The sequence below is a fragment of the Streptomyces sp. Y309 genome (assembly GCF_056712025.1).
The window spans coordinates 4853413-4873674 of record NZ_CM160048.1 but is presented as its reverse complement, the minus strand read 5'-3'; the positions used below and the strand labels follow the sequence as shown (position 1 = coordinate 4873674).

Here is a 20262-nt window from a genome sequence, read left to right as displayed (position 1 = left end):
ACGCGCCCAATGGGGCGCGACGCGACGGTCGTTCTGCGGAACCTGCTGCGCGATCTGCGCAGGGCGCCAAAAGTTCTCGTGCGCCGCTACCGCGCAGGTCACCGGCCCCCGAGCACGGACCTCACGAGCACCCCGCACCCGTTCGGCCGTGCGGTGGGCCTGGTGGCGGTGGTGCTCCTCGGGGCGTGGCTGGGCCTGCTGGTCGTCGGCAGCGTACGTACGTCCGTGGGGCCCATGGACACGCGCATGCAGCTGCGCCCCTCCTTGACCGGCGGCACGAAGATCGACGTGTCGCCGCTCGGTGCCCTGGAGCTGAACTCGCACGTGGCGCCGATCCGCCTGGACGTGGAGGTGGACCGCCTGGACCCGGTGCGCTCGGAGGCGCTCGTCGACCATCCGGAGCGGATCTCGGGCATGCAGGAGGAGGTGGCGGACGACGTCGTCACGGGCACGCTCGACCTGGCGGTACGCTCCTGCGCCGCCGTGGTCGCGGGAGCCACGGCGCTCGGCCTGGCCGTCTACCGCCGCCCGCGCCGCGCCCTGGCGGCGGGCGGCCTGGCCCTGACCCTCCTGGCGGCCTCCGGCACGGCTGCGTACGCGACCTGGAACCCCAAATCGGTCCTGGAACCGAAGTTCTCCGGGCTCCTCAGCAGCGCCCCTTCCGTGGTCGGCAACGCCCGCAACATCGTCAGCGAATTCGACGTCTACCAGCGGGAGTTGGCCCGCCTGGTAACCAACGTGACCAAGCTCTACGACGTCACATCCACCCTCCCCGCATACGAACCGGACCCCTCCACGATCCGCCTCCTGCACGTCTCGGACATCCACCTGAATCCGGCGAGCTGGAAGATCATCTCTTCCCTCGTGGAGCAGTACGAGATCGACGTCATCGTCGACTCCGGGGACACGATGGACCACGGCACCGCGGCCGAGAACGCGTTCCTGGACCCGATCGAGGACCTGGGGGCGCCGTACGTGTGGGTGCGCGGCAACCACGACTCGTTCGCGACGCAGCGCTACCTGAAGAAGCTCAAGAACACCCACGTACTCGACGGCAGCAAGCCGGTCGACATCGCGGGCCTGCGCTTCGCCGGCATCGGGGACCCCCAGTTCACGCCGGACCGCTCGGTGAAGCAGGAGGACAACCCGGTCGAGGAGATGGCGGGCATCAACCTGGCCATGTCGCTGCGCGAGCAGGCCGCCAAGGGCAGGCCGGTCGACATCGCGGTCACGCACAACCCCACGGCCGCACGAGAGACGGACGGCACGGTGCCACTCGTCCTGGCGGGCCATCTGCACCACCAAGAGATGGAGGTCATGGACGAGGGCACGCGGCTGCGCGTAGAGGGCTCGACGGGCGGCAGCGGGCTGCGCGCGGTCGAAGGAGAACACCCTGACCCGGTCGAGACATCGGTCCTCTACCTGGACCGCACCACCAAACGCCTCCAGGCCTGGGACGAGATCAAACTGGGCGGGCTCGGCCTGACGAAGGCGGAGGTCAGCCGCCATCTCCCCAAGGAGAACCAGCCCGGCGCCGACCCCTCCACGCCCCCGCCGACCCCCTCCCCGCCCCGGTCTTCCAGGGAGCGGCCCCCGGGCCCCCGATAAGCGTTTTGGCGATCCCTCCCCCCATCCCATATGCTTCTCACGTCCCCGACGCGCTGCAAAGCGCCCACGGCGGGCCTCTTAGCCCTCATCGTCTAGTGGCCCAGGACGCCGCCCTTTCAAGGCGGTAGCACGGGTTCGAATCCCGTTGGGGGCACGCAACACTTGTGCGAGACTAGTGCTCGCACAACGCTTGGTCCTGTGGAGCAGTTTGGAGTGCTCGCCACCCTGTCAAGGTGGAGGCCGCGGGTTCAAATCCCGTCAGGACCGCTTGCGATTTCCGCTCGCGGGGTCGCGTGGCTGGGTAGCTCAGTTGGTACGAGCGATCGCCTGAAAAGCGATAGGTCGCCGGTTCGATCCCGGCCCCAGCCACCTCTCCGAAGGCCTCGTCCACCTGGACGAGGCCTTCGCCGCGTGCGCCCGGGGCCGGGCCCCACCCCCTCCACATACCGGCACCGTCGGCCTGGGCCCCACCTCACCCCTCACATCAACAGCACCGTCGGCCTAGGCTGTGCCCACCCGTGCCGCCCCTGGCGGCCCAGCTGCCCACAGCACGTAGCAGCACACATGGCCCGGCAGCCGGACGCGCGGCCCCCACCGGAGAGACGGCCGAACCCGCAACCCCCACCGGGGGAGAGCCGCCGACGGACCGGAGGGGACGTGGCGGTATGTCCGCGCGCAGCTCGCCCAGCCACGCCGTCCATCAGGGCAATGCCTACGGCGCCCCAGGCGCGAGCACGGACATACCGCCGCGGCCCCGCCGCACAACCGAAGAGAGGCGGGGCAGCAACCCCCACGGCGGGAGAGACAACCGCTAAGACGACGAGGCGTCGGCCTCGGCCTCCGGCGCCGCGGCGGACCGCCGGCGCACCAGGAACACCACCCCGGCCACCACCACGACCCCCACCAGCAGCACCCAGTCCGGCACAGCGTCCCCCACCCGCCCGGCCCACTCCTGCACGGCAAACGAGTCGTCCACATTCAGCAGCCCAGGCAACGCCGCAGCCCCGTCGTACGCCAGGAAAAGCGCCCCGAGCAGCACAAAGAACAACCCCGACAGCACCGACGTCGTATGCAGCTCAAAGCGCCCCACCCGGAACACCCGCCCCCGCAGCCACCGCCGCCGCCCCAGCTCAAACCGCTCCCACAACACAGCGAGCACGAACAACGGCACAGCCATGCCCAGGGCGTACACCGCCAGCAGAGCACCCCCATACACAGGGCTCCCGCTCACCGCGGCCACCGTCAGCACACTCCCGAGGATCGGCCCCGCACAGAACCCGGCAAGCCCGTACACCGCCCCCAGCGCGTACACGGACACCGCCGTGGTGGGCCGGATCCGCCCGGACAGCTCGGCCATGCGCCGCGAGGCGAAGCCGAGGCCCACCACCTGCGCGACACCAAGGGCGATGATCAGCCACCCGGCCCAGAAGACGAGCTGCTCCCGGTGCCCGAAGAAGAACCGCCCGGCCACGGACCCGGCGGCCCCCAGCGGCACCAGCGTCGTGGCGAGTCCGGCGTAGAAGATCCCGGTACGGGCGAGCAGCCGCGACTTCGAGTCGATCGAGTAGGCGAAGAAGGCGGGCAGCAGAAGCGCACTACAAGGACTGACGAGAGCAAGCAGCCCCGCAAGAAACGCGGCGAAGTACCCGACGTCGGCGCTCACTTGTCGCCACCCTTGCCACCACCGGAACCACCCTGGCCCCCACCGGAACCACCCTTACCGCCGCCGGCCGCAGAGGCCTTCGCCGCCTCGATGGCCTGCTCGAACACGGCATCCGGCTGCGCCCCCGCAATCGGCTGCCCGTTGATCACGAACGACGGAGTGGAGGTGGCGCCGAGCTTGTACCCCTCGTCCTGGTCCTTCTTCACGGCGGCCTTCGCGGCGTCACTGCCCGCGTCGCGCATGAACCGCCCGACGTCCCCGACCCCGGCCTCGCGGGCGAGTTCCTTCAGCCGCCCGTCCCCGAAGCCCTTCTCCTTGGCGCCGTCCGCGTACGCGGCCTCGTGGAACTGCCAGAACTTGCCCTGCCGCCCGGCGGCCCACGCACCGCGTGCGGCCCGCTCGGAGTCCTCGCCGAAGATGGGGAAGTTCCGCCACTCGATGCGCAGCGTCCCGTCCTCGACGTACTTCTTCACCAGCTCCGGCTCGGTGTCCCGCGCGAACTTCCCGCAGAACCCGCACTTGAAGTCGGCGTACTCGATCATGACGACGGGCGCGTCCGCCTTGCCCTGGGCGAGCGGATCCTTGGCGTCGCGCCGGGCGAGCGCCTCCAGCTCGGGGAAGACGCCCGGGCGCGGGGCGGCGGAGGCGTCACGGGCCCCGGCTTCGGAGCCCTTCTCGGCGCTCGCGACGGACGGCTTCTCGGGCTTGGTGGCGGTGTACGAGGCGACACCGAGCAGCGCGGCGGCGACGGCCACTCCGGCGACGACGGCGACGTTCTTCTTCTTGCGTGCGGACGACTTGCCCTTGGACGACGGCATGGTGATGCACTTCTCCTGTTGCGTTGCGTGTGACGTACGTAGCTGAGAAACCCCTGAGACAGGGGCCTCCTACACGCGCAGAACGGAGAGGTCTATCGGCGAGGGCGGCACCAGCGCGGGCGGCGCGCGGCCGGGCGAGACGGTCAGGACGGCCTGGTCGGCGATCCACGAGCCGGAGGCGGCACGGGTGTCGTAGAGGGCGGGCAGCAGCTCGTACGAGGTGGGGGACCGCGGCGGCGCGGCGGGCCGCTGCCCGTCGTCCTCCCGGCCGCCCTTGCCGCAGCCGGGCACACCCTGCCCGTCGGCGGCCTGAACGAAGACGCCGGCCTCCGCCGACCGGGCAACCTGAACCCCGGCCGACCCGGCCACCTGCGCCCCGGCGGAGCCAACAGCCCCGGCGGAGCCACAAAGCACACCGACCCCGAGCACGACGACCAGCACCCCCACCAGGGAGCACCACGCAAGCCGCGCACGGGACCACATGCCCGGAATCGTACGTGTTCCCCCGAGCCCCACGGGAAATCGGTTGGCCGTTCCCGAGCGGCGGGTGAGATCCTGGACCGCGTATGTCTACGCAGCCCGCCCTCACCCTCGACGCCCTCGCCCCCCGCCTGACGGAGCTCTCGCTGCGCGATGAGCACCGCATCGGCCGGCGGCTCGAAGGCGCGCGCCGCATCCGCAAGCCCGAGGCCCGCGCCGCCGTCCTCGCGGAGATCGCGGACGACGTGGCGAAGGCGGAGGCCAGGATGGCGGGCCGCGCCGCGGGCGTGCCCGCGATCACGTATCCCGAGCAGCTCCCGGTCAGCCAGAAGAAGGACGACATCCTCGCGGCGATCCGCGACCACCAGGTCGTGATCGTCGCGGGTGAAACCGGCTCCGGCAAGACCACCCAGATCCCGAAGATCTGCCTCGAACTGGGCCGCGGCGTGCGCGGCCTCATCGGCCACACCCAGCCCCGCCGCATCGCGGCCCGCACGGTCGCCGAGCGCGTGGCCGAGGAGATGAACACGCCGCTGGGCGAGGCCGTCGGATGGAAGGTCCGCTTCACCGACCAGGTGAGCGGGGGTACGTACGTGAAGCTGATGACGGACGGCATCCTGCTCGCCGAGATCCAGACGGACCGCGAGCTGCGCGCGTACGACACGATCATCATCGACGAGGCGCACGAACGGTCCCTCAACATCGACTTCCTGCTCGGCTATCTCGCGCAGCTGCTTCCGAAGCGCCCGGACCTGAAGGTCGTGATCACCTCCGCGACCATCGACCCGGAGCGCTTCTCGCGCCACTTCGGGGACGCCCCGATCGTCGAGGTCAGCGGACGCACGTATCCGGTGGAGGTCCGTTATCGCCCTCTCCTCGAAGAGGACACGGACGACCCGGACCGCGACCAGATCACCGCGATCACGGACGCCGTCGAGGAGCTCCAGGCCGAGGGCAAGGGCGACATCCTCGTCTTCCTCTCCGGGGAGCGCGAGATCCGGGACACGGCGGACGCGCTGAACAAGAAGAACTATCGGTTCACCGAGGTGCTCCCGCTCTACGCCCGGCTCTCGCACGCCGAGCAGCACCGCGTCTTCCAGCAGCACTCGGGCCGAAGAATCGTCCTGGCAACCAACGTCGCCGAGACGTCCCTGACCGTCCCGGGCATCAAGTACGTCATCGACCCGGGCACGGCCCGCATCTCCCGCTACAGCCACCGCACCAAGGTGCAGCGCCTGCCCATCGAGGCGATCTCACAGGCCAGCGCCAACCAGCGCAAGGGCCGCTGCGGCCGTACGTCCGACGGCATCTGCATCCGGCTGTACTCCGAGGACGACTTCCTCGCCCGCCCGGAGTTCACTGACGCGGAGATCCTCCGTACGAACCTCGCCTCCGTCATCCTGCAGATGACCGCGGCCGGCCTCGGGGACATCGAGAAGTTCCCGTTCATCGACCCGCCGGACCACCGCAACATCCGGGACGGCGTACAGCTCCTCCAGGAGTTGGGCGCGCTCGACCCGACGCAGAAGGACCCGAAGAAGCGCCTCACCCAGCAGGGCCGCAAGCTCGCCCAGCTCCCCGTCGACCCGCGCCTGGCCCGCATGGTCCTCGAAGCCGACAAGAACGGCTGCGTACGCGAGGTCATGGTGATCGCCGCCGCGCTCTCCATCCAGGACCCGCGCGAGCGCCCCGCCGACAAGCAGACGCAGGCCGACCAGCAGCACGCCCGCTTCAAGGACGAGACGTCCGACTTCCTCGCGTATCTGAACCTGTGGCGGTACGTGCGCGAGCAGCAGAAGGAGCTCGGCTCCTCCGCCTTCCGCCGCATGTGCAAACGGGAGTATCTGAACTTCCTGCGCATCCGCGAGTGGCAGGACATCTATACGCAGCTGGGCACGGTCGCCAAGCAGATGGGCATCCACCTCAACGAGGACGACGCCGCCGAGCAGCACGTGCACGTCTCGCTCCTCGCCGGACTGCTCTCCCACGTCGGCATGAAGGACGTGAAGGACGGCGCGAAGAACGAGTACCTCGGCGCCCGGAGCGCCAAGTTCGCGGTCTTCCCGGGCTCGGCCCTGTTCAAGAAGCCCCCGCGCTTCATCATGTCGGCCGAGCTCGTCGAGACGTCCCGCCTGTGGGCCCGCGTCAACGCGAAGATCGAACCGGAGTGGGTCGAGCCGCTGGCCCAGCACCTGCTCAAGCGCACGTACAGCGAGCCGCACTGGGAGAAGGACCAGGCGGCCGTCATGGCGTACGAGAAGGTGACGCTGTACGGCGTCCCGATCATCAGCGACCGCAAGGTGAACTACGGCCGCATCGACCCGGAGACGAGCCGCGACCTTTTCATTCGCAACGCCCTCGTCGAGGGCGACTGGCGCACCCACCACAAGTTCTTCGCCGACAACCGCCGGCTCCTCACCGAGGTCGAGGAGCTGGAGCACCGCGCCCGGCGCCGCGACATCCTCGTCGACGACGAGACGCTCTTCGACTTCTACGACCAGCGCGTGCCCGAAGACGTCGTGTCGGGCGCGCACTTCGACTCCTGGTGGAAGAAGAAGCGCCACGAGGAGCCGGAGCTGCTCGACTTCGAGCGGTCGATGCTCATCAACGAGCGCGCGGGGGACGTGTCGAAGGACGACTATCCCGACACGTGGCGTCAGGGCCCACTGAAGTTCAGGGTGACGTACCAGTTCGAGCCGGGCGCGGACGCGGACGGTGTGACCGTCCACGTCCCGCTCCAGGTGCTCAACCAGGTGTCGCCGGAGGGCTTCGACTGGCAGATCCCGGGTCTGCGCGAGGAAGTCGTGACCGAACTGATCCGCTCCCTCCCCAAGCCGATCCGCCGCCACTACGTGCCCGCGCCCAACTACGCCAAGGAGTTCCTGCAGCGGGCCACGCCCCGGCAGGAGCCGCTGCACGTCACGCTGGCACGCGAGCTGCAGCAGATGGTCGGCGTGCCGGTGGGCGCCGACGACTTCGACCTGACCCGCGTACCGGACCACTTGAAGATCACGTTCCGGATCACCGACGAGCGGCGCCGCAAGCTGGCCGAGGACAAGGACCTGGAGGCCCTGAAGCTCCGGCTCAGGCCGAAGGCCCGCAAGGCCCTGTCGCAGGCGGCCGCCGCGACCGCCGAGCGCTCCGGCGGGGAGTCCGTGGAGCGCACCGGCCTCACGGACTGGACGATAGGCGCCCTCTCCCGCGTCTTCGAGGCCAGGCGCGCGGGCCAGCCCGTGAAGGCCTACCCGGCGCTGGTCGACGACGGCGACACCGTCTCCGTACGCCTCTTCGACACCGAGGCGGAGCAGGCGCGGGCGATGTGGCGCGGCACCCGCCGCCTGATCCTGCGCAACATCCCCGTGAACCCGGCCAAGTTCGCCCAGGACAAGCTCACCAACCAGCAGAAGCTCGCCCTGTCCGCGAACCCGCACGGCTCCATGCAGGCCCTCTTCGACGACTGCGCCACGGCCGCCGCGGACAAGCTCATCGCGGACTTCGGCGGGCCCGCGTGGGACGAGGAGTCGTACCGCAAGCTGTACGAGAAGGTGCGCGCCGAGATCGTCGACACGACCGTGCACGCGGTCGCGCAGGTCCAGCAGGTCCTCGCCGCCTGGCAGGCCTGCGAGCGGCGCCTGAAGTCCAGCGGGAGCCCGGCGCTGCTCGCGAACCTCGCGGACGTCCGCGAGCAGCTCGACGCCCTCATCAAGCCCGGTTTCGTCACGGAGACGGGCCTCAGGCGGCTGCCGGACCTGATGCGCTACATGGTCGCCGCCGACCGCCGGCTCCAGCAGATGCCGACGAACGTCCAGCGGGACACCACGCGCATGGAGAAGGTCCGCGAGATGCGCGACGAGTACGCGTGGCTGCTCGAGCAGTTGCCGCCGGGGCGGCCCGTGCCGCGGGAGGTCCTGGACATCCGCTGGATGATCGAGGAACTCCGCGTCAGCTACTTCGCGCACGCGCTCGGCACGGCGTACCCCGTCTCGGACAAACGCATCGTGAAGGCCATCGACGCCGCCGCCCTCTAGCCGTACGGCTGTAACTGGTGGCTCACAGAGAGCGAGTTCGACCAGGAAGCCGAGCTGCTGTACAGTCTTTTCTCGCAGCCCAGAGCAACAATCGGAGCTGCGAAACCTGGTCCTGTGGAGCAGTTTGGAGTGCTCGCCACCCTGTCAAGGTGGAGGCCGCGGGTTCAAATCCCGTCAGGACCGCAGTGCATGTGAGGCTCGTACCCGTGAGGGTGCGGGCCTCATTGCGTTGGGGTCCGCACCCGTAAGGGTGCGGCCCCTCGCTGCGTTGAGGGACCCGCAGCCGTGCCAAGGTGCGGGCCTCACTGCCTCGGCGGGCGTATGCCCGCCGCACACGCCAGGGTTGACGGCGTCACATTCCGCCGGTACCCCGGAAAAGGGAGCGAGCCGCCCGCTCCCGAGGAGGTGGCGCATGCCCGCATACCCCGCATCCGCTCGGCACGAGACACGCGCCCTGCTGCGCGCCCACCTCGCGGCGGCCACCAGCTACCGCCACCTGACCCGGCACTGCCCCATCTGCCACCAGCTCCTGCGCCTCGCCATGGAGCCCTCCGGCGACGCCCGTGAGCTCACAGAGGCCGCAGAGGTCATCGAGGCGACCCCAGAGCAATGCGAGGACGAAAGTCCTCCCAAGGCATGACCAAAGCCGAGGCGCGGCACGCCCGCCGGGTGGGAAGCTGAACGGAGGGCGGGAGTGTTCTCCCGATACCGAAGCGCCGCGCCTCCCCTAGCGCACGGACATCGAGGGCAACAAGCCACGGTCCGTGTGACGGTAGTCACCGAACTGCTTTTGAAAACCCCGGAACTTACACCTGCCCTACAACGCGTCAATCTAATATGTGCAATTGCACCACCTGACGCGCCGCCTTGACGACGCGCCTCCCAGACCCCCCGGAGCACGCCCGACAGGCTCCCCCAGGGATCAACAGGACGGCTCACAGAGGCCCCCAACAGCGCGCACCGGCGGGCGCCGGCGGGCATCGACCGAAACGCACGCCGGGCGCGGGCCGCCCGCAGGACGGGCGCGGGCGGGGTACAGGCCGGGTGCGGGCCGGCGCGGGCACAAAAAAATCGCGCTGGACCCGGCGGAGTCCAGCGCGATCAACGACGCACCCAAGTGGCACAGGCGTGGGGCCCGTTGGGGCGGGTCCCGTGTCGTGTGTAGCTATATGTCGGACGTTACGGCCAGGTTGGGGGACCCGGCAGTGGTCGTGCTCATCGTCCGATGTGTACTGCTTACTGCTGCTTACTGCACAAACGCCGTGCTCAGGCCTCGCTGCGCTGCTGCGGAATACCCGCCAGCAGAGCGCGGACCTCAGCCTCGCGATAACGGCGGTGCCCGCCGAGCGTGCGAATCGACGTGAGCTTGCCAGCCTTGGCCCAGCGCGTGACCGTCTTGGGGTCGACGCGGAACATCGTGGCGACCTCAGCCGGGGTCAGCAGCGGCTCGGCATCAGGGGTGCGAGCGGTCATGAGCGGCCTCCTCGGGAGAACCGAACCTTCTCGGTTCATTCCTCTAAATTCTGCACCTTGACCCGCGTTGCCCGAAATGGCGGACGCGAGTCGAGTCGGTTATAGGACGAACGGCTTGTCCTCGGCACTACAACTACACCATCCGTCCAGCCGCGTCGGCCAAACCGATGGAATTGCCCTCCCAGGTGTCCATCAGCGACGGAAGCCGATGGACCATGCCATAGCGGACAGTCACGCCACAGTGACGATCAGTCACAGAGCGATCAGGAGTCAACAGGACCCCCCATAGCGTGCAATGCTGAGCATTCCGCCCATAGTTGGACGGAAGGAGCCCTGTCCGGACTCCTTGTCCTATTTTGGCACGAGGAAGGCCGATCGGCGCAAGGGTCAGTTAAGTGCGGTCCATCACGCTTGAGGCAAAGGCCCGGATCGGGACCTACGTCCCGGCGCCGGGACAGCGGAAAACAGGATGATGTCGTACGCGGTAGGACTCGAATGCGCCCTCAGTTCGAGAACTGGCGCTCCCGGACCGCGCGCCACCGCTCCACGAGCCTCGCATACGCCTCGCCGGCCCCCGTCCCGTCGCCGGCCCGCAGCGCCGCGATCCCCGCGGCCACGTCCGCCGCCGAGTGGTCCTCGTCCAGCAGCTCCTCCGGCAGCGCGTGCACCAGGCCGCCGTAGTCGAGCTCCACGAGGGAGCGCGGGTGGAACTCCTCCAGCCACCGCCCGACGTCCACCAGGCCGTCGATGAGCGGCCCCTCGTCCATCGCGTCCCGCAGGGCCTTCAGGCCGCGCGCCACCCGGCGCCGCGCCTCCACCATCGGCGTGCGGTACCGCAGCACCGGCGCCCCGGCCCCGGACGGCTCCTCCACGCCCGCGCCCGCGACACCCTCGGTGCCCCCGGTGTCCTCGGCGCACCGCTCGAAGCAGCGCTCCTCGTCCGACACCAGGACGAACCAGTTCAGCGGCACGTGCCAGGTCGCGGTGCGGATCCACGGGCGGGCGTCGGGGTTGCGGGCCAGCCACTGCTCGTAGTCCGCGGCGGCCTGGCGGCGCACCACCGGCGGCAGCACCGCGTCCAGGAGCGGCATCGGCAACTGCCCCGCGAGCTCGCCCAGGGCCTGCCAGCCGCGCAGCCGGGTGCGCCAGGGGCACACGCACACCACGCCGTCCTTCTCCAGGACGAAGGCGTCGCTGCTCTCGTGCACCGGCACCGGAACGGGCGGCGTGGGCACCAAGTCGGCCAGGGAGCGGCGGAGTTCGTCCTGGTAGGAGGGGCGGCCGGGGCGCCGGGCGTAGCGCGCCCAGTGGCTGCGCTCGGGCTCGGGGAAGGCCGCGAGGGGCTCATACACACGCAAGTACGACGCGTACGGGACGATCACCGAGGACACCTTGGGCACGGCTCCTCCCCTCCCCCGCGTACCGGCTGGAAAACACTGCAAATCGTGCCATGGCCGAACAGTGCCGTACTCCGTCCTGCGACCCCGGTGTCGGATCCGCCTCCGCCCGCCAATCCGGACATTGCGCGCCCCTCACCGCGCCCGGGCAAAGTGATGCCCAGGGCGTCCGGCGGACGGGTCCCCTCAGGCTCTACTCTCAGGCTCTACTCTCATGGCAAACGGGGGCCCGCCACCCGCACGGGCACCCGCCCAACCGCCGCTACGTAACCGGGAGTCACCACCGTGACCGATGTAACCGACGGCGCCCTGCACACCCTCTTCCACTCGGATCAGGGGGGCCACGAGCAGGTCGTGCTCTGCCAGGACCGCGCCAGCGGACTCAAGGCCGTCATCGCCATCCACTCCACCGCCCTGGGCCCGGCCCTCGGCGGCACGCGCTTCTATCCCTACGCCACCGAGGAGGAGGCCGTCGTCGACGCGCTGAACCTCGCGCGCGGGATGTCGTACAAGAACGCCATGGCCGGTCTCGACCACGGCGGCGGCAAGGCCGTCATCATCGGCGACCCCGACGAGATCAAGAGCGAGGAGCTGCTGCTCGCCTACGGCCGGGCCGTGGCCTCGCTCGGCGGCCGCTACGTGACGGCCTGCGACGTGGGGACGTACGTCGCCGACATGGACGTGGTCGCGCGCGAGTGCCGCTGGACCACCGGGCGTTCCCCGGAGCACGGCGGCGCCGGCGACTCCTCCGTGCTCACCGCCTACGGCGTCTTCCAGGGCATGCGGGCCTCCGCCCAGCACCTCTGGGGCGACCCCACACTGCGCGGCCGCAAGGTCGGCGTCGCGGGCGTCGGCAAGGTCGGCCACATCCTCGTGGAGCACCTGCTCGAGGACGGCGCCCAGGTCGTGATCACGGATGTGCGCGAGGACTCGATGCGGCGCATCACCGGCAAGCACCCCCAGGTCACCGCGGTCGCCGACACGGAGGCCCTGATCCGCACCGAAGGCCTGGACGTGTACGCGCCGTGCGCGCTCGGCGGCGCCCTCAACGACGACTCCGTGCCGGTCCTCACCGCGAAGGTGGTGTGCGGCGCGGCCAACAACCAGCTCGAACACCCCGGCGTCGAGAAGGACCTCGCCGACCGCGGGATCCTCTACGCGCCCGACTACGTGGTCAACGCGGGCGGCGTCATCCAGGTCGCCGACGAGCTGCACGGCTTCGACTTCGACCGGTGCAAGGCGAAGGCCTCGAAGATCTTCGACACCACCCTCGCCATATTCGCACGTGCGAAGTCGGATGGGATTCCGCCCGCCGCGGCGGCCGACCGGATCGCCGAGCAGCGCATCGCGGAGGCACGCCGCCGCTGACGCGTCCCCGCCCGACGACCGTCGGGCGGCCGCCGGACAGCCTCGGGCCCGGGCCCGCCGACGCCCTCGGGAGACAAGACTCACCCCCGTCGGCGGGTCGCCGCCAAGAAGAGGTTAAAATCGCGGTTGACCAGCGAGGAAAGGGCACCTTGCCAGTCGTGCGCCTAGGCGCGTCCTGCGGGCGACGTACCGTATGGCCGCAGGAGCAGGTACCGTGGAAGCCCTACGGACCGGTCTCTCCATGGAGAGTCCGTTCCAGATCATGAACGCGTGTCAAGACTCTGGGGCCATGAAGCCCCGATACCGAGGGGGTCGAGCCATGGGGCGCGGCCGGGCCAAGGCCAAGCAGACAAAGGTCGCCCGCCAGCTGAAGTACAACAGCGGCGGGACTGACCTGTCGCGTCTGGCCAACGAGCTGGGCGCTTCGACTTCGCAGCAGCCGCCGAATGGCGAGCCGTTCGAGGACGAGGACGAGGAAGACGACCCGTACGCGCAGTACGCGGATCTGTACAACGACGACGAGGACGAAGAGGACGACCAGTCCGGTCCTTCGTCGCAGCGCCGCGGCGCTTGACCTCGCGGTACTCGTACATCACAGAGGATTCGCGGTTCGCGCCGATTCCGTAGCGACCGCACTTCACCCGGTCCGGGGTGGGAACACCGCCGGACCGGGTTTTGTGCTGCCCGCTCCGCGGCGCCCCTAGCGTGCGTACGTGCCCGTGAGCTCGGCGCCGGTCGTGTGCTCACCACGGTCCGTGCTGCTTTCTTTTCGGTCCACGATGGCGCCCGCGACCCAGGCGTCCACGCCGCGGTCGGCGAGGGTCGTCAGGGCCACGTCGACCGACTCCTGCGGGAGCACGGCGATCATGCCGACGCCCATGTTCAGGGTCTTCTCCAGCTCCAGGCGCTCGACCTGTCCGGCGCGGCCGACGAGGTCGAAGACCGGGCCCGGCGTCCAGGTGGCGCGGTCGACGGTGGCGTGCAGGGTGTCGGGGATCACGCGGGCGAGGTTGGCCGCGAGGCCGCCGCCGGTGATGTGGCTGAAGGCGTGCACCTCGGTGGTGCGGAGCAGCGCCAGGCAGTCCAGGGAGTAGATCTTCGTGGGCTCCAGGAGTTCCTCACCGAGGGTGCGGCCGAACTCCTCGACCTGCGCGTCGAGGCTCATCCCGGCGCGGTCGAAGAGCACGTGCCGCACCAGCGAATACCCGTTGGAGTGAAGCCCGGACGACGCCATGGCGATGACCGCGTCACCCTTACGGATGCGATCGGCGCCGAGGACGCGGTCGGCCTCCACGGCACCGGTGCCCGCGCCCGCCACGTCGAAGTCGTCCGGACCGAGCAGGCCCGGGTGCTCGGCGGTCTCGCCGCCGACCAGCGCGCAGCCCGCGAGGACACAGCCCTCGGCGATGCCCTTCACGATCGCGGCGACGCGCTCCGGGTGGACCTTGCCGACGCAGATGTAGTCGGTCATGAACAGCGGCTCGGCGCCGCACACGACGATGTCGTCGACGACCATGCCGACGAGGTCGTGGCCGATCGTGTCGTACACACCGAGCTTGCGCGCGAGGTCGACCTTCGTGCCCACGCCGTCCGTGGCGGAGGCGAGCAGCGGGCGGTCGAAGCGCTTCAGCGCGGAGGCGTCGAAGAGGCCGGCGAAGCCGCCGAGGCCGCCGAGGCCCGCGACCTCGGGGCGCTGCGTCTTCTTCACCCACTCCTTCATCAGCTCTACGGCGCGGTCGCCGGCTTCGATGTCGACGCCCGCGGCGGCGTAGCTGGCGCCGGTGCCCGCGTGCGGAGCGCGCTCAGAGGACTCAGTGGGCATGAGGTGAGAGCTTTCGTGTCGTTGACTACGTGAAGGCGACGGCTTACGGACGGCGAATCGCGTCGGCCGCTGCCGTGGCCGCCGGGCCTGCCGCCAGCTCGGTCTCCAGGAGCTGCTTGCCGAGGAGCTCGGGGTCGGGCAGGTCCATCGGGTACTCGCCGTCGAAGCAGGCGCGGCAGAGGTTCGGCTTGTCGATGGTGGTGGCCTCGATCATGCCGTCGATGGAGATGTACGAGAGCGAGTCGGCGCCCAGTGACGTGCCGATCTCCTCGATGCTCATGCCGTTGGCGATGAGCTCGGCGCGGGTGGCGAAGTCGATGCCGAAGAAGCACGGCCACTTCACGGGCGGCGACGAGATCCGGATGTGGACCTCGGCGGCGCCCGCCTCGCGGAGCATCTTCACGAGCGCGCGCTGGGTGTTGCCGCGGACGATCGAGTCGTCGACGACCACCAGGCGCTTGCCCTTGATGACTTCCTTGAGGGGGTTCAGCTTCAGCCGGATGCCGAGCTGGCGAATGGTCTGCGAGGGCTGGATGAAGGTCCGGCCGACGTAGGCGTTCTTGACGAGGCCGGCGCCGAAGGGGATGCCGGACGCCTCCGCGTAGCCGATCGCGGCGGGCGTGCCCGACTCCGGGGTCGCTATGACGAGGTCGGCGTCGACCGGGGCTTCGGCTGCCAGCTTGCGGCCCATCTCGACCCGCGAGAGGTACACGTTCCGGCCGGCGATGTCGGTGTCCGGGCGGGCCAGGTAGACGTACTCGAAGACACAGCCCTTGGGCTTCGCTTCCGCGAATCGAGACGTTCGCAGGCCGTTCTCGTCGATGGCGATGAACTCGCCCGGCTCGATCTCGCGCACATAGGCGGCGCCGCAGATGTCGAGCGCCGCGCTCTCCGAGGCGACCACCCAGCCGCGCTCCAGGCGGCCGAGGACGAGCGGGCGGATGCCCTGCGGGTCGCGGGCCGCGTACAGCGTGTGCTCGTCCATGAAGACGAGGCTGAAGGCGCCCTTGACCTGGGGAAGCACCGCGGCGGCGGCTTCCTCTATGGTCAGCGGCTTGCCGTCGGCGTCGGTCTGGGCGGCGAGGAGAGCCGTGAGCAGGTCCGTGTCGTTGGTGGCCGCCACGCGCGTGGTGCGGCCCTCCTGCTTGGGGAGGTCGGCGACCATCTCGGCGAGCTGCGCCGTGTTGACCAGGTTGCCGTTGTGGCCGAGGGCGATGGAGCCGTGGGCCGTGGCGCGGAACGTGGGCTGGGCGTTCTCCCAGACGGAGGCTCCCGTCGTGGAGTAGCGGGCGTGACCGACCGCGATGTGCCCTTGGAGGGAACTGAGGGAGGTCTCGTCGAAGACCTGGGAAACAAGCCCCATGTCCTTGAAGACGAGGATCTGGGAGCCGTTGCTGACCGCGATACCCGCGGATTCCTGGCCCCGATGCTGGAGGGCGTACAGCCCGAAGTACGTGAGCTTTGCGACCTCTTCGCCCGGAGCCCAGACACCAAAGACGCCACAAGCGTCCTGGGGGCCTTTCTCTCCGGGAAGCAGATCGTGATTGAGTCGACCGTCACCACGTGGCACGCCACCGAGTGTAGGCGAGATCGACCACTGGTCCGAATTGACTATACGAAGCCGGCACGGAGCGTGATCCCCGGTCCGGCGGCCCGGCGAGCCCGGTGGTGCGGGCGCCGGGCGGGTCGGGCCGGTATGGGCAGGTCAGGCCGGTGCATGGGCCGTGGCGACCGTCTTGCCGTCCGCGGCCGTCAGCGTCAGTGTGCGGTGGTTCACCTCGTACGACACCTTGGTGCCGAAGAGTTTCAGGAGTGCGCGTTCGGTCGGCATGACGTTGCCGGGGCACATCCTGCGGGTGGCTCCTGGCTCGCCCAGTGTGATCTTGCCGTCGCGGGCGTCGGCGTCGGCGGTGACGTGGTTGCAGCCGAGGTTGCCGCTGACCTTGCCGTCCTTGCCGAAGGTGAGCTTGACCTTGTCGTCGAGCGCCTTCGGCAGCGAGGTCGCGGTCTTTCCGTCGCCGACGGAGGTCACGGTCCACTCGGTGCCCTTCAGGGGCGCCCCGGCCTCGGCGCTGAGGGCGATGCGGTCGCCCTTGGCGGTGGTGAGCGTCAGCCGCTCGTCGTCCACCTGGGCCTTGAGTTTGCCGTCCATGGCGCGGGCGAGGCTCTTCTCGAATTCGAGCGCGTCGCAGGCCATCTCGGTGTGCGGTCCTGGCTCGAAGTCGACGGTGTCGCCCCGCACGGACACCTTGGCGCCGTATCCGTTGCAGCCGAAGTTGCCGCCGGTGCCGCCCTTGCCGCCGAACTTCACGTAGGCGCCGCTGGGTGCCTGCTGCTTCTTGCCGTCGACCGTGAGGCTCTCGACGTTCCAGCGGACACCGGTCAGGGCGGACTCGGAGCCGCCCTTGCCGGAGCCGCCGGTGCCGGGGCCGGCCTTGTCGGAACCGCCGTCGCCGGAGCCGGACTCGGAGCCGCAGGCAGCGAGCAGCCCGGCGGCGGCGAGGACGGTGAGGGTCTGGGTCACACGCTGCTTGTACATGTCATTGTGACGGGGCGGGTCCGGGACCGGTTCCCTTCGCGGTCACGCGCGGTCGCGCCGTCCGCCGACGGCGGTCACGACATGATCGGCAGCAGCCCGCCCAGGTCGGCCCGTTCGCCGCTCGCGCTGACCTGCGCCGCGTCGAGCGCCGCCGCCCATGTCGTGCGTCCCGTGGCGAGCCGGATCCAGGTCAGCGGGTCGGTCTCGACGACGTTCGGCGGGGTGCCGCGGGTGTGCCGGGGGCCCGCCACGCACTGCACCACGGCGTACGGCGGAACGCGGACCTCCACCGAGCCGCCGGGCGCCTTCGCGGCGAGCGCGTCGGCGAGCAGCCGGGTGCAGGCGGCCAGGGCCTGGCGGTCGTACGGCACGCCGAGGCCGGGCAGGGCGTCGTTCAAGTCGTCGGTGTGGACGACGAGTTCGACGGTGCGGGTGACCATGAAGTCGGCGAGGGTCATGCCGCCGAAGCGGGACGGCACGAGGCGGGTGCCGGCGGCGCCGGGGAGGGTGTCCGCGAGCCGGTCGACGGCGTGCGCGAACAGCGCGTCGAGGTCGGTGCCCGCGTCGACAATGGCGTGCACGTCCTCGTCCACCTGGCCCGCGGCCGAGGAGGTGCGGAACGGCCAGTCCTGGAGCGGCACTTCGAGCTTGTCGGGCTCGGGGGCGTCCAGATAGCGGGCAACGGAGCCGAGCACCATCGTGAGGTGGGCGGCCAGTTCGCGCACGGTCCAGTCCCCGAGCCGGGTGGGCGCGGCCAGTTGCTCCGGGGTCAGGCCCGCGACGGCCGCCCGCACGGTGTCGAACTGGGTGAGGGCGGCGGTGCGGATCTTCGTCGGGTCGTAGCTGCGCGTGCGCTTCTTGGCCGGTGGCATGGGGGCGAGCCTAAGCCTTGACGGCGTATCCGCTGAGTCCTTTTTCCACCAGGTCGAAGGCGTCCCGGGCGAGCCGGGCGGCGTCGGCGGCGACCTGGTCCAGGGGGGCGTCGGTCATGCGGCGGCGGTGCACCTCGGCGAAGACCGCGTTGCGTACGCCGATCAACTGGGCCGCGGCGACCTCCGCGAGGACGGGGTCCCCGGTCTCCGCCGCGAGGACGTCGGCGAGGAGCTGCTGGCGGCGCAGGTGGAAGGAGTGCGCGCGGTGCAGCAGCACCGGCGTCTCGGTGATCAGGCGCATGACCTGGAGCGTGCGGGGGGTGTCGCTCAGGCCGACGGACGCGTCCCGCGCCTCGATCAGGTCGAGCAGCTGCCGGCGCAGCGCGTCGGCGGCGGACTCGCCCGGGGCGCGGTCGCGCACGGCGTCGGCGGCGTCCGCGACGTGCGCCTCCATGGGGGCGAGGAGCACGTCCTCCTTCGTACCGAAGTAGTTGAAGACGGTCATCTTCGAGACGTCGGCGGCGGCCGCGATCTCCGCGACGGACACCTGGTCGAAGCCGCGCTCGACGAACAGCTCCATCGCGGCACCCCAGATCCGCGTGGCGGTCTGCTGCTTCTTGCGCTCCCGCAGCCCCAGTGTGCGGCCTCCCGGCTCGCGGACTTCGGGCTCGTCCGCCGACGCGGCTCCTTGTGCTGCCATGTCGGGACTATACCAGGATGAATTTTGATTACGGATGAAAAATGGACTCAGTATACGAATTGGCGTCCACCGTGAATACCTCCTTGTTGGCGGGCACCCCGACTCCCCGCCACCGGAAGGGAATTCCCCGCGCCGTCTCCAGGTCGGGCCCGTCCATGAGCTGGAAGTGCACATGCGGTTCGGTGGAGTTGCCGGAGTTCCCGCAGCCGCCGAGCCGCTGCCCGGCGACGACCTTGTCCCCCGCCCGTACCGCGAGCGAGCCCCGCTGGACGTGCGCGTACATGGCGAACACTCCCTCGCCGAGGTCGAGGACGATGTGGTTGCCGACGATGCGGCGGCTTCCGCCGATCGTCCTGCCGACGCCCTCGATCAGCCAGAAGTACAGCACCCCGACGAGCGAGCTGCGGCTGAGGTGGTCGCGCTGGCCGTCCTCGGCGTGCACGACGGTGGCATCGGCCACCGCGTGCAGCGGCGCCCCGAAGGCGGGGTATGCCCGGCCGCCCCGGGCGACGGGCCAGAACCAGACGGGGGCCGGGCGGGCCGGCCCCTGCTCCGGCTCGGCCGTGATGTCGATGGCGTAGGTCTGGCCGAGGTTGTGCGTGCCGTGGCTCGGCACCTTGTCGGCCGGGCTGTTCAGCGCGGACCAGCGGCCGGTGACCGGCGGCCCGACCTCGACCGCCGCCCGGGACTCCGCCTGGATGTGGTTCTTGGCGGTACGGCCCCGCAGGACTTCGAGGGCGATCGCGCCGAGCGCGGGCAGCCAGGTGAGCCAGTAGTTGTAGGGCAGGTCGACGAAGAGGCCCACGGTCACCTGGGTGAAGAAGACCACCCACAGGACGCGGCTGATGACGAAGAGGAGCTTGCGAAGGCGTATGGACATGGTCGTTCCCCCTGATGTGTGCGTCACGGGCATGCGATGGACAGCGCCACGAGCAGCGGCACCACCCGACCCGCGGGCACCTCGTGCCGCCCGCGCCCGGTGGTCTGCAGCCAGCCCGCGGCGGTGAGCTGCCGCAGGTGGTGGTAGATCTGGCCGGTCGTGCCGATGTCGTCGAGCGCGGCCAGCTCGGTGGCGGTGCGGCGGCCGCCGAGGATCTCGCGGAGCAGGCGCAGGCGCACCGGGTGCCCGAGCGCGGCGAACGCGTCGGCGGCCGCCGCCCAGTCCTCTTCGAGGAGTCGGTCGGTGACCTGCCCGGTCTGCCACTCGTAGCGCTGCCCGGTCGGCAGTCGCACGGCGCCGGTGTACAGCACGCCGCCGTCCTCGGCGCCCAGCTCGGCGAGCTGGGCCTTCAGGCCTTCGAGCGCCCAGAAGTCACCGCGCCCGACGGCGGGCGCCGGCCGGTCTTCGCCCTCAAGGGCAGCCATGCGTCGCTCCAGCTCGGCGACGCGCTCTTCAAGATCCACGCTTCTAAGTTACGTAATTACGTAATCTCAATCAAGTCGGGAACGGAAAAGCCCCCGCCCGGACCACGTCCGAACGGGGGCTTCCGCGAG

17 protein-coding genes and 4 tRNA genes are annotated in these 20262 nt (G+C 70.2%); 9 read left to right on the top strand and 12 right to left on the bottom strand.

Going from position 1 to position 20262, the window contains the following annotated elements; all coding sequences use genetic code 11:
- The first annotated feature begins 9 nt into the window (after positions 1-9).
- The 4 genes from AC0KTA_RS19735 (at position 10) to AC0KTA_RS19720 (ending at position 1977) form a co-directional block, all read left to right on the top strand.
- Positions 10-1608, top strand: coding sequence for a metallophosphoesterase family protein (locus AC0KTA_RS19735; RefSeq protein ID WP_481049535.1), 1599 nt, complete (start codon positions 10-12; stop codon positions 1606-1608).
- Positions 1609-1689: 81 nt separating this feature from the next.
- Positions 1690-1762 (top strand) — tRNA-Glu (locus AC0KTA_RS19730).
- 38 nt (positions 1763-1800) lie between these two features.
- Positions 1801-1875 (top strand) — tRNA-Asp (locus tag AC0KTA_RS19725).
- A gap of 28 nt (positions 1876-1903) precedes the next feature.
- Positions 1904-1977 (top strand) — tRNA-Phe (locus AC0KTA_RS19720).
- Between the two features lie 442 nt (positions 1978-2419).
- Here AC0KTA_RS19720 and AC0KTA_RS19715 read toward each other — a convergent pair.
- The 3 genes from AC0KTA_RS19715 to AC0KTA_RS19705 form a co-directional block, all read right to left on the bottom strand.
- Positions 2420-3271 carry a cytochrome c biogenesis CcdA family protein gene (locus tag AC0KTA_RS19715; RefSeq protein WP_481049534.1) on the bottom strand — a complete coding sequence of 284 codons (852 nt, stop codon included), beginning with the start codon at positions 3269-3271 and terminating at the stop codon, positions 2420-2422.
- Complete coding sequence (locus AC0KTA_RS19710) at positions 3268-4089, bottom strand: DsbA family protein (RefSeq protein ID WP_481049533.1); 822 nt, start codon at positions 4087-4089, stop codon at positions 3268-3270. The genes AC0KTA_RS19715 and AC0KTA_RS19710 overlap by 4 nt, the downstream gene beginning before the upstream one ends.
- A gap of 69 nt (positions 4090-4158) precedes the next feature.
- Positions 4159-4572 carry a hypothetical protein gene (locus AC0KTA_RS19705; protein ID WP_481049532.1) on the bottom strand — a complete coding sequence of 138 codons (414 nt, stop codon included), beginning with the start codon at positions 4570-4572 and terminating at the stop codon, positions 4159-4161.
- Positions 4573-4655: 83 nt separating this feature from the next.
- Between AC0KTA_RS19705 and hrpA the strand changes: the two genes are divergently transcribed.
- From hrpA to AC0KTA_RS19690, 3 genes are all read left to right on the top strand, one after another.
- Positions 4656-8597, top strand: coding sequence for an ATP-dependent RNA helicase HrpA (hrpA, locus tag AC0KTA_RS19700; protein WP_481049531.1), 3942 nt, complete (start codon positions 4656-4658; stop codon positions 8595-8597).
- Positions 8598-8705: 108 nt separating this feature from the next.
- Positions 8706-8780 (top strand) — tRNA-Asp (locus AC0KTA_RS19695).
- Between the two features lie 229 nt (positions 8781-9009).
- Positions 9010-9237: a DUF6274 family protein gene (locus AC0KTA_RS19690; RefSeq protein ID WP_481049530.1), complete on the top strand. Its 228-nt coding sequence runs from the start codon at positions 9010-9012 to the stop codon at positions 9235-9237.
- Between the two features lie 626 nt (positions 9238-9863).
- Here the strand turns inward: AC0KTA_RS19690 and bldC are convergent.
- Together bldC and AC0KTA_RS19680 are read right to left on the bottom strand one after the other, a co-directional pair.
- On the bottom strand, positions 9864-10070 hold the full coding sequence (bldC, locus tag AC0KTA_RS19685) for a developmental transcriptional regulator BldC (protein ID WP_003949541.1): 207 nt from the start codon (positions 10068-10070) through the stop codon (positions 9864-9866).
- 503 nt (positions 10071-10573) lie between these two features.
- A complete protein-coding gene (locus tag AC0KTA_RS19680; protein ID WP_481049529.1) occupies positions 10574-11470 on the bottom strand; it encodes a DUF8083 family protein in 897 nt (298 codons plus the stop codon).
- 282 nt (positions 11471-11752) lie between these two features.
- On the opposite strand from AC0KTA_RS19680, the gene AC0KTA_RS19675 reads away from it, so the two are divergent.
- Together AC0KTA_RS19675 and AC0KTA_RS19670 are read left to right on the top strand one after the other, a co-directional pair.
- Entirely contained in the window at positions 11753-12835 is a 1083-nt protein-coding gene (locus AC0KTA_RS19675) for a Leu/Phe/Val dehydrogenase (RefSeq protein ID WP_481049528.1), read from the top strand.
- 319 nt (positions 12836-13154) lie between these two features.
- The gene (locus tag AC0KTA_RS19670; RefSeq protein ID WP_189177758.1) at positions 13155-13409 is read left to right on the top strand and encodes a DUF3073 domain-containing protein; all 255 of its coding nucleotides are present in this window, start codon (positions 13155-13157) and stop codon (positions 13407-13409) included.
- A 126-nt stretch (positions 13410-13535) separates the two neighbouring features.
- Here AC0KTA_RS19670 and purM read toward each other — a convergent pair whose 3' ends face one another.
- The 7 genes from purM to AC0KTA_RS19635 form a co-directional block, all read right to left on the bottom strand.
- Entirely contained in the window at positions 13536-14657 is a 1122-nt protein-coding gene (purM, locus tag AC0KTA_RS19665) for a phosphoribosylformylglycinamidine cyclo-ligase (protein WP_481049527.1), read from the bottom strand.
- Positions 14658-14700: 43 nt separating this feature from the next.
- Positions 14701-16227 (bottom strand): amidophosphoribosyltransferase, encoded by a 1527-nt coding sequence (gene purF, locus AC0KTA_RS19660; protein ID WP_481049526.1) that lies wholly within the window; start codon positions 16225-16227, stop codon positions 14701-14703.
- Between the two features lie 135 nt (positions 16228-16362).
- Positions 16363-17181, bottom strand: coding sequence for an META domain-containing protein (locus AC0KTA_RS19655; protein WP_481049525.1), 819 nt, complete (start codon positions 17179-17181; stop codon positions 16363-16365).
- An 89-nt stretch (positions 17182-17270) separates the two neighbouring features.
- Positions 17271-18068: a maleylpyruvate isomerase family mycothiol-dependent enzyme gene (locus AC0KTA_RS19650; protein WP_481049524.1), complete on the bottom strand. Its 798-nt coding sequence runs from the start codon at positions 18066-18068 to the stop codon at positions 17271-17273.
- Positions 18069-18078: 10 nt separating this feature from the next.
- A complete protein-coding gene (locus AC0KTA_RS19645; RefSeq protein WP_481049523.1) occupies positions 18079-18768 on the bottom strand; it encodes a TetR/AcrR family transcriptional regulator in 690 nt (229 codons plus the stop codon).
- A 28-nt stretch (positions 18769-18796) separates the two neighbouring features.
- A complete protein-coding gene (locus tag AC0KTA_RS19640) occupies positions 18797-19648 on the bottom strand; it encodes a M23 family metallopeptidase (protein WP_481049522.1) in 852 nt (283 codons plus the stop codon).
- 23 nt (positions 19649-19671) lie between these two features.
- The gene (locus tag AC0KTA_RS19635) at positions 19672-20172 is read right to left on the bottom strand and encodes an ArsR/SmtB family transcription factor (protein WP_481049521.1); all 501 of its coding nucleotides are present in this window, start codon (positions 20170-20172) and stop codon (positions 19672-19674) included.
- Between the last annotated feature and the right edge of the window lie 90 nt (positions 20173-20262).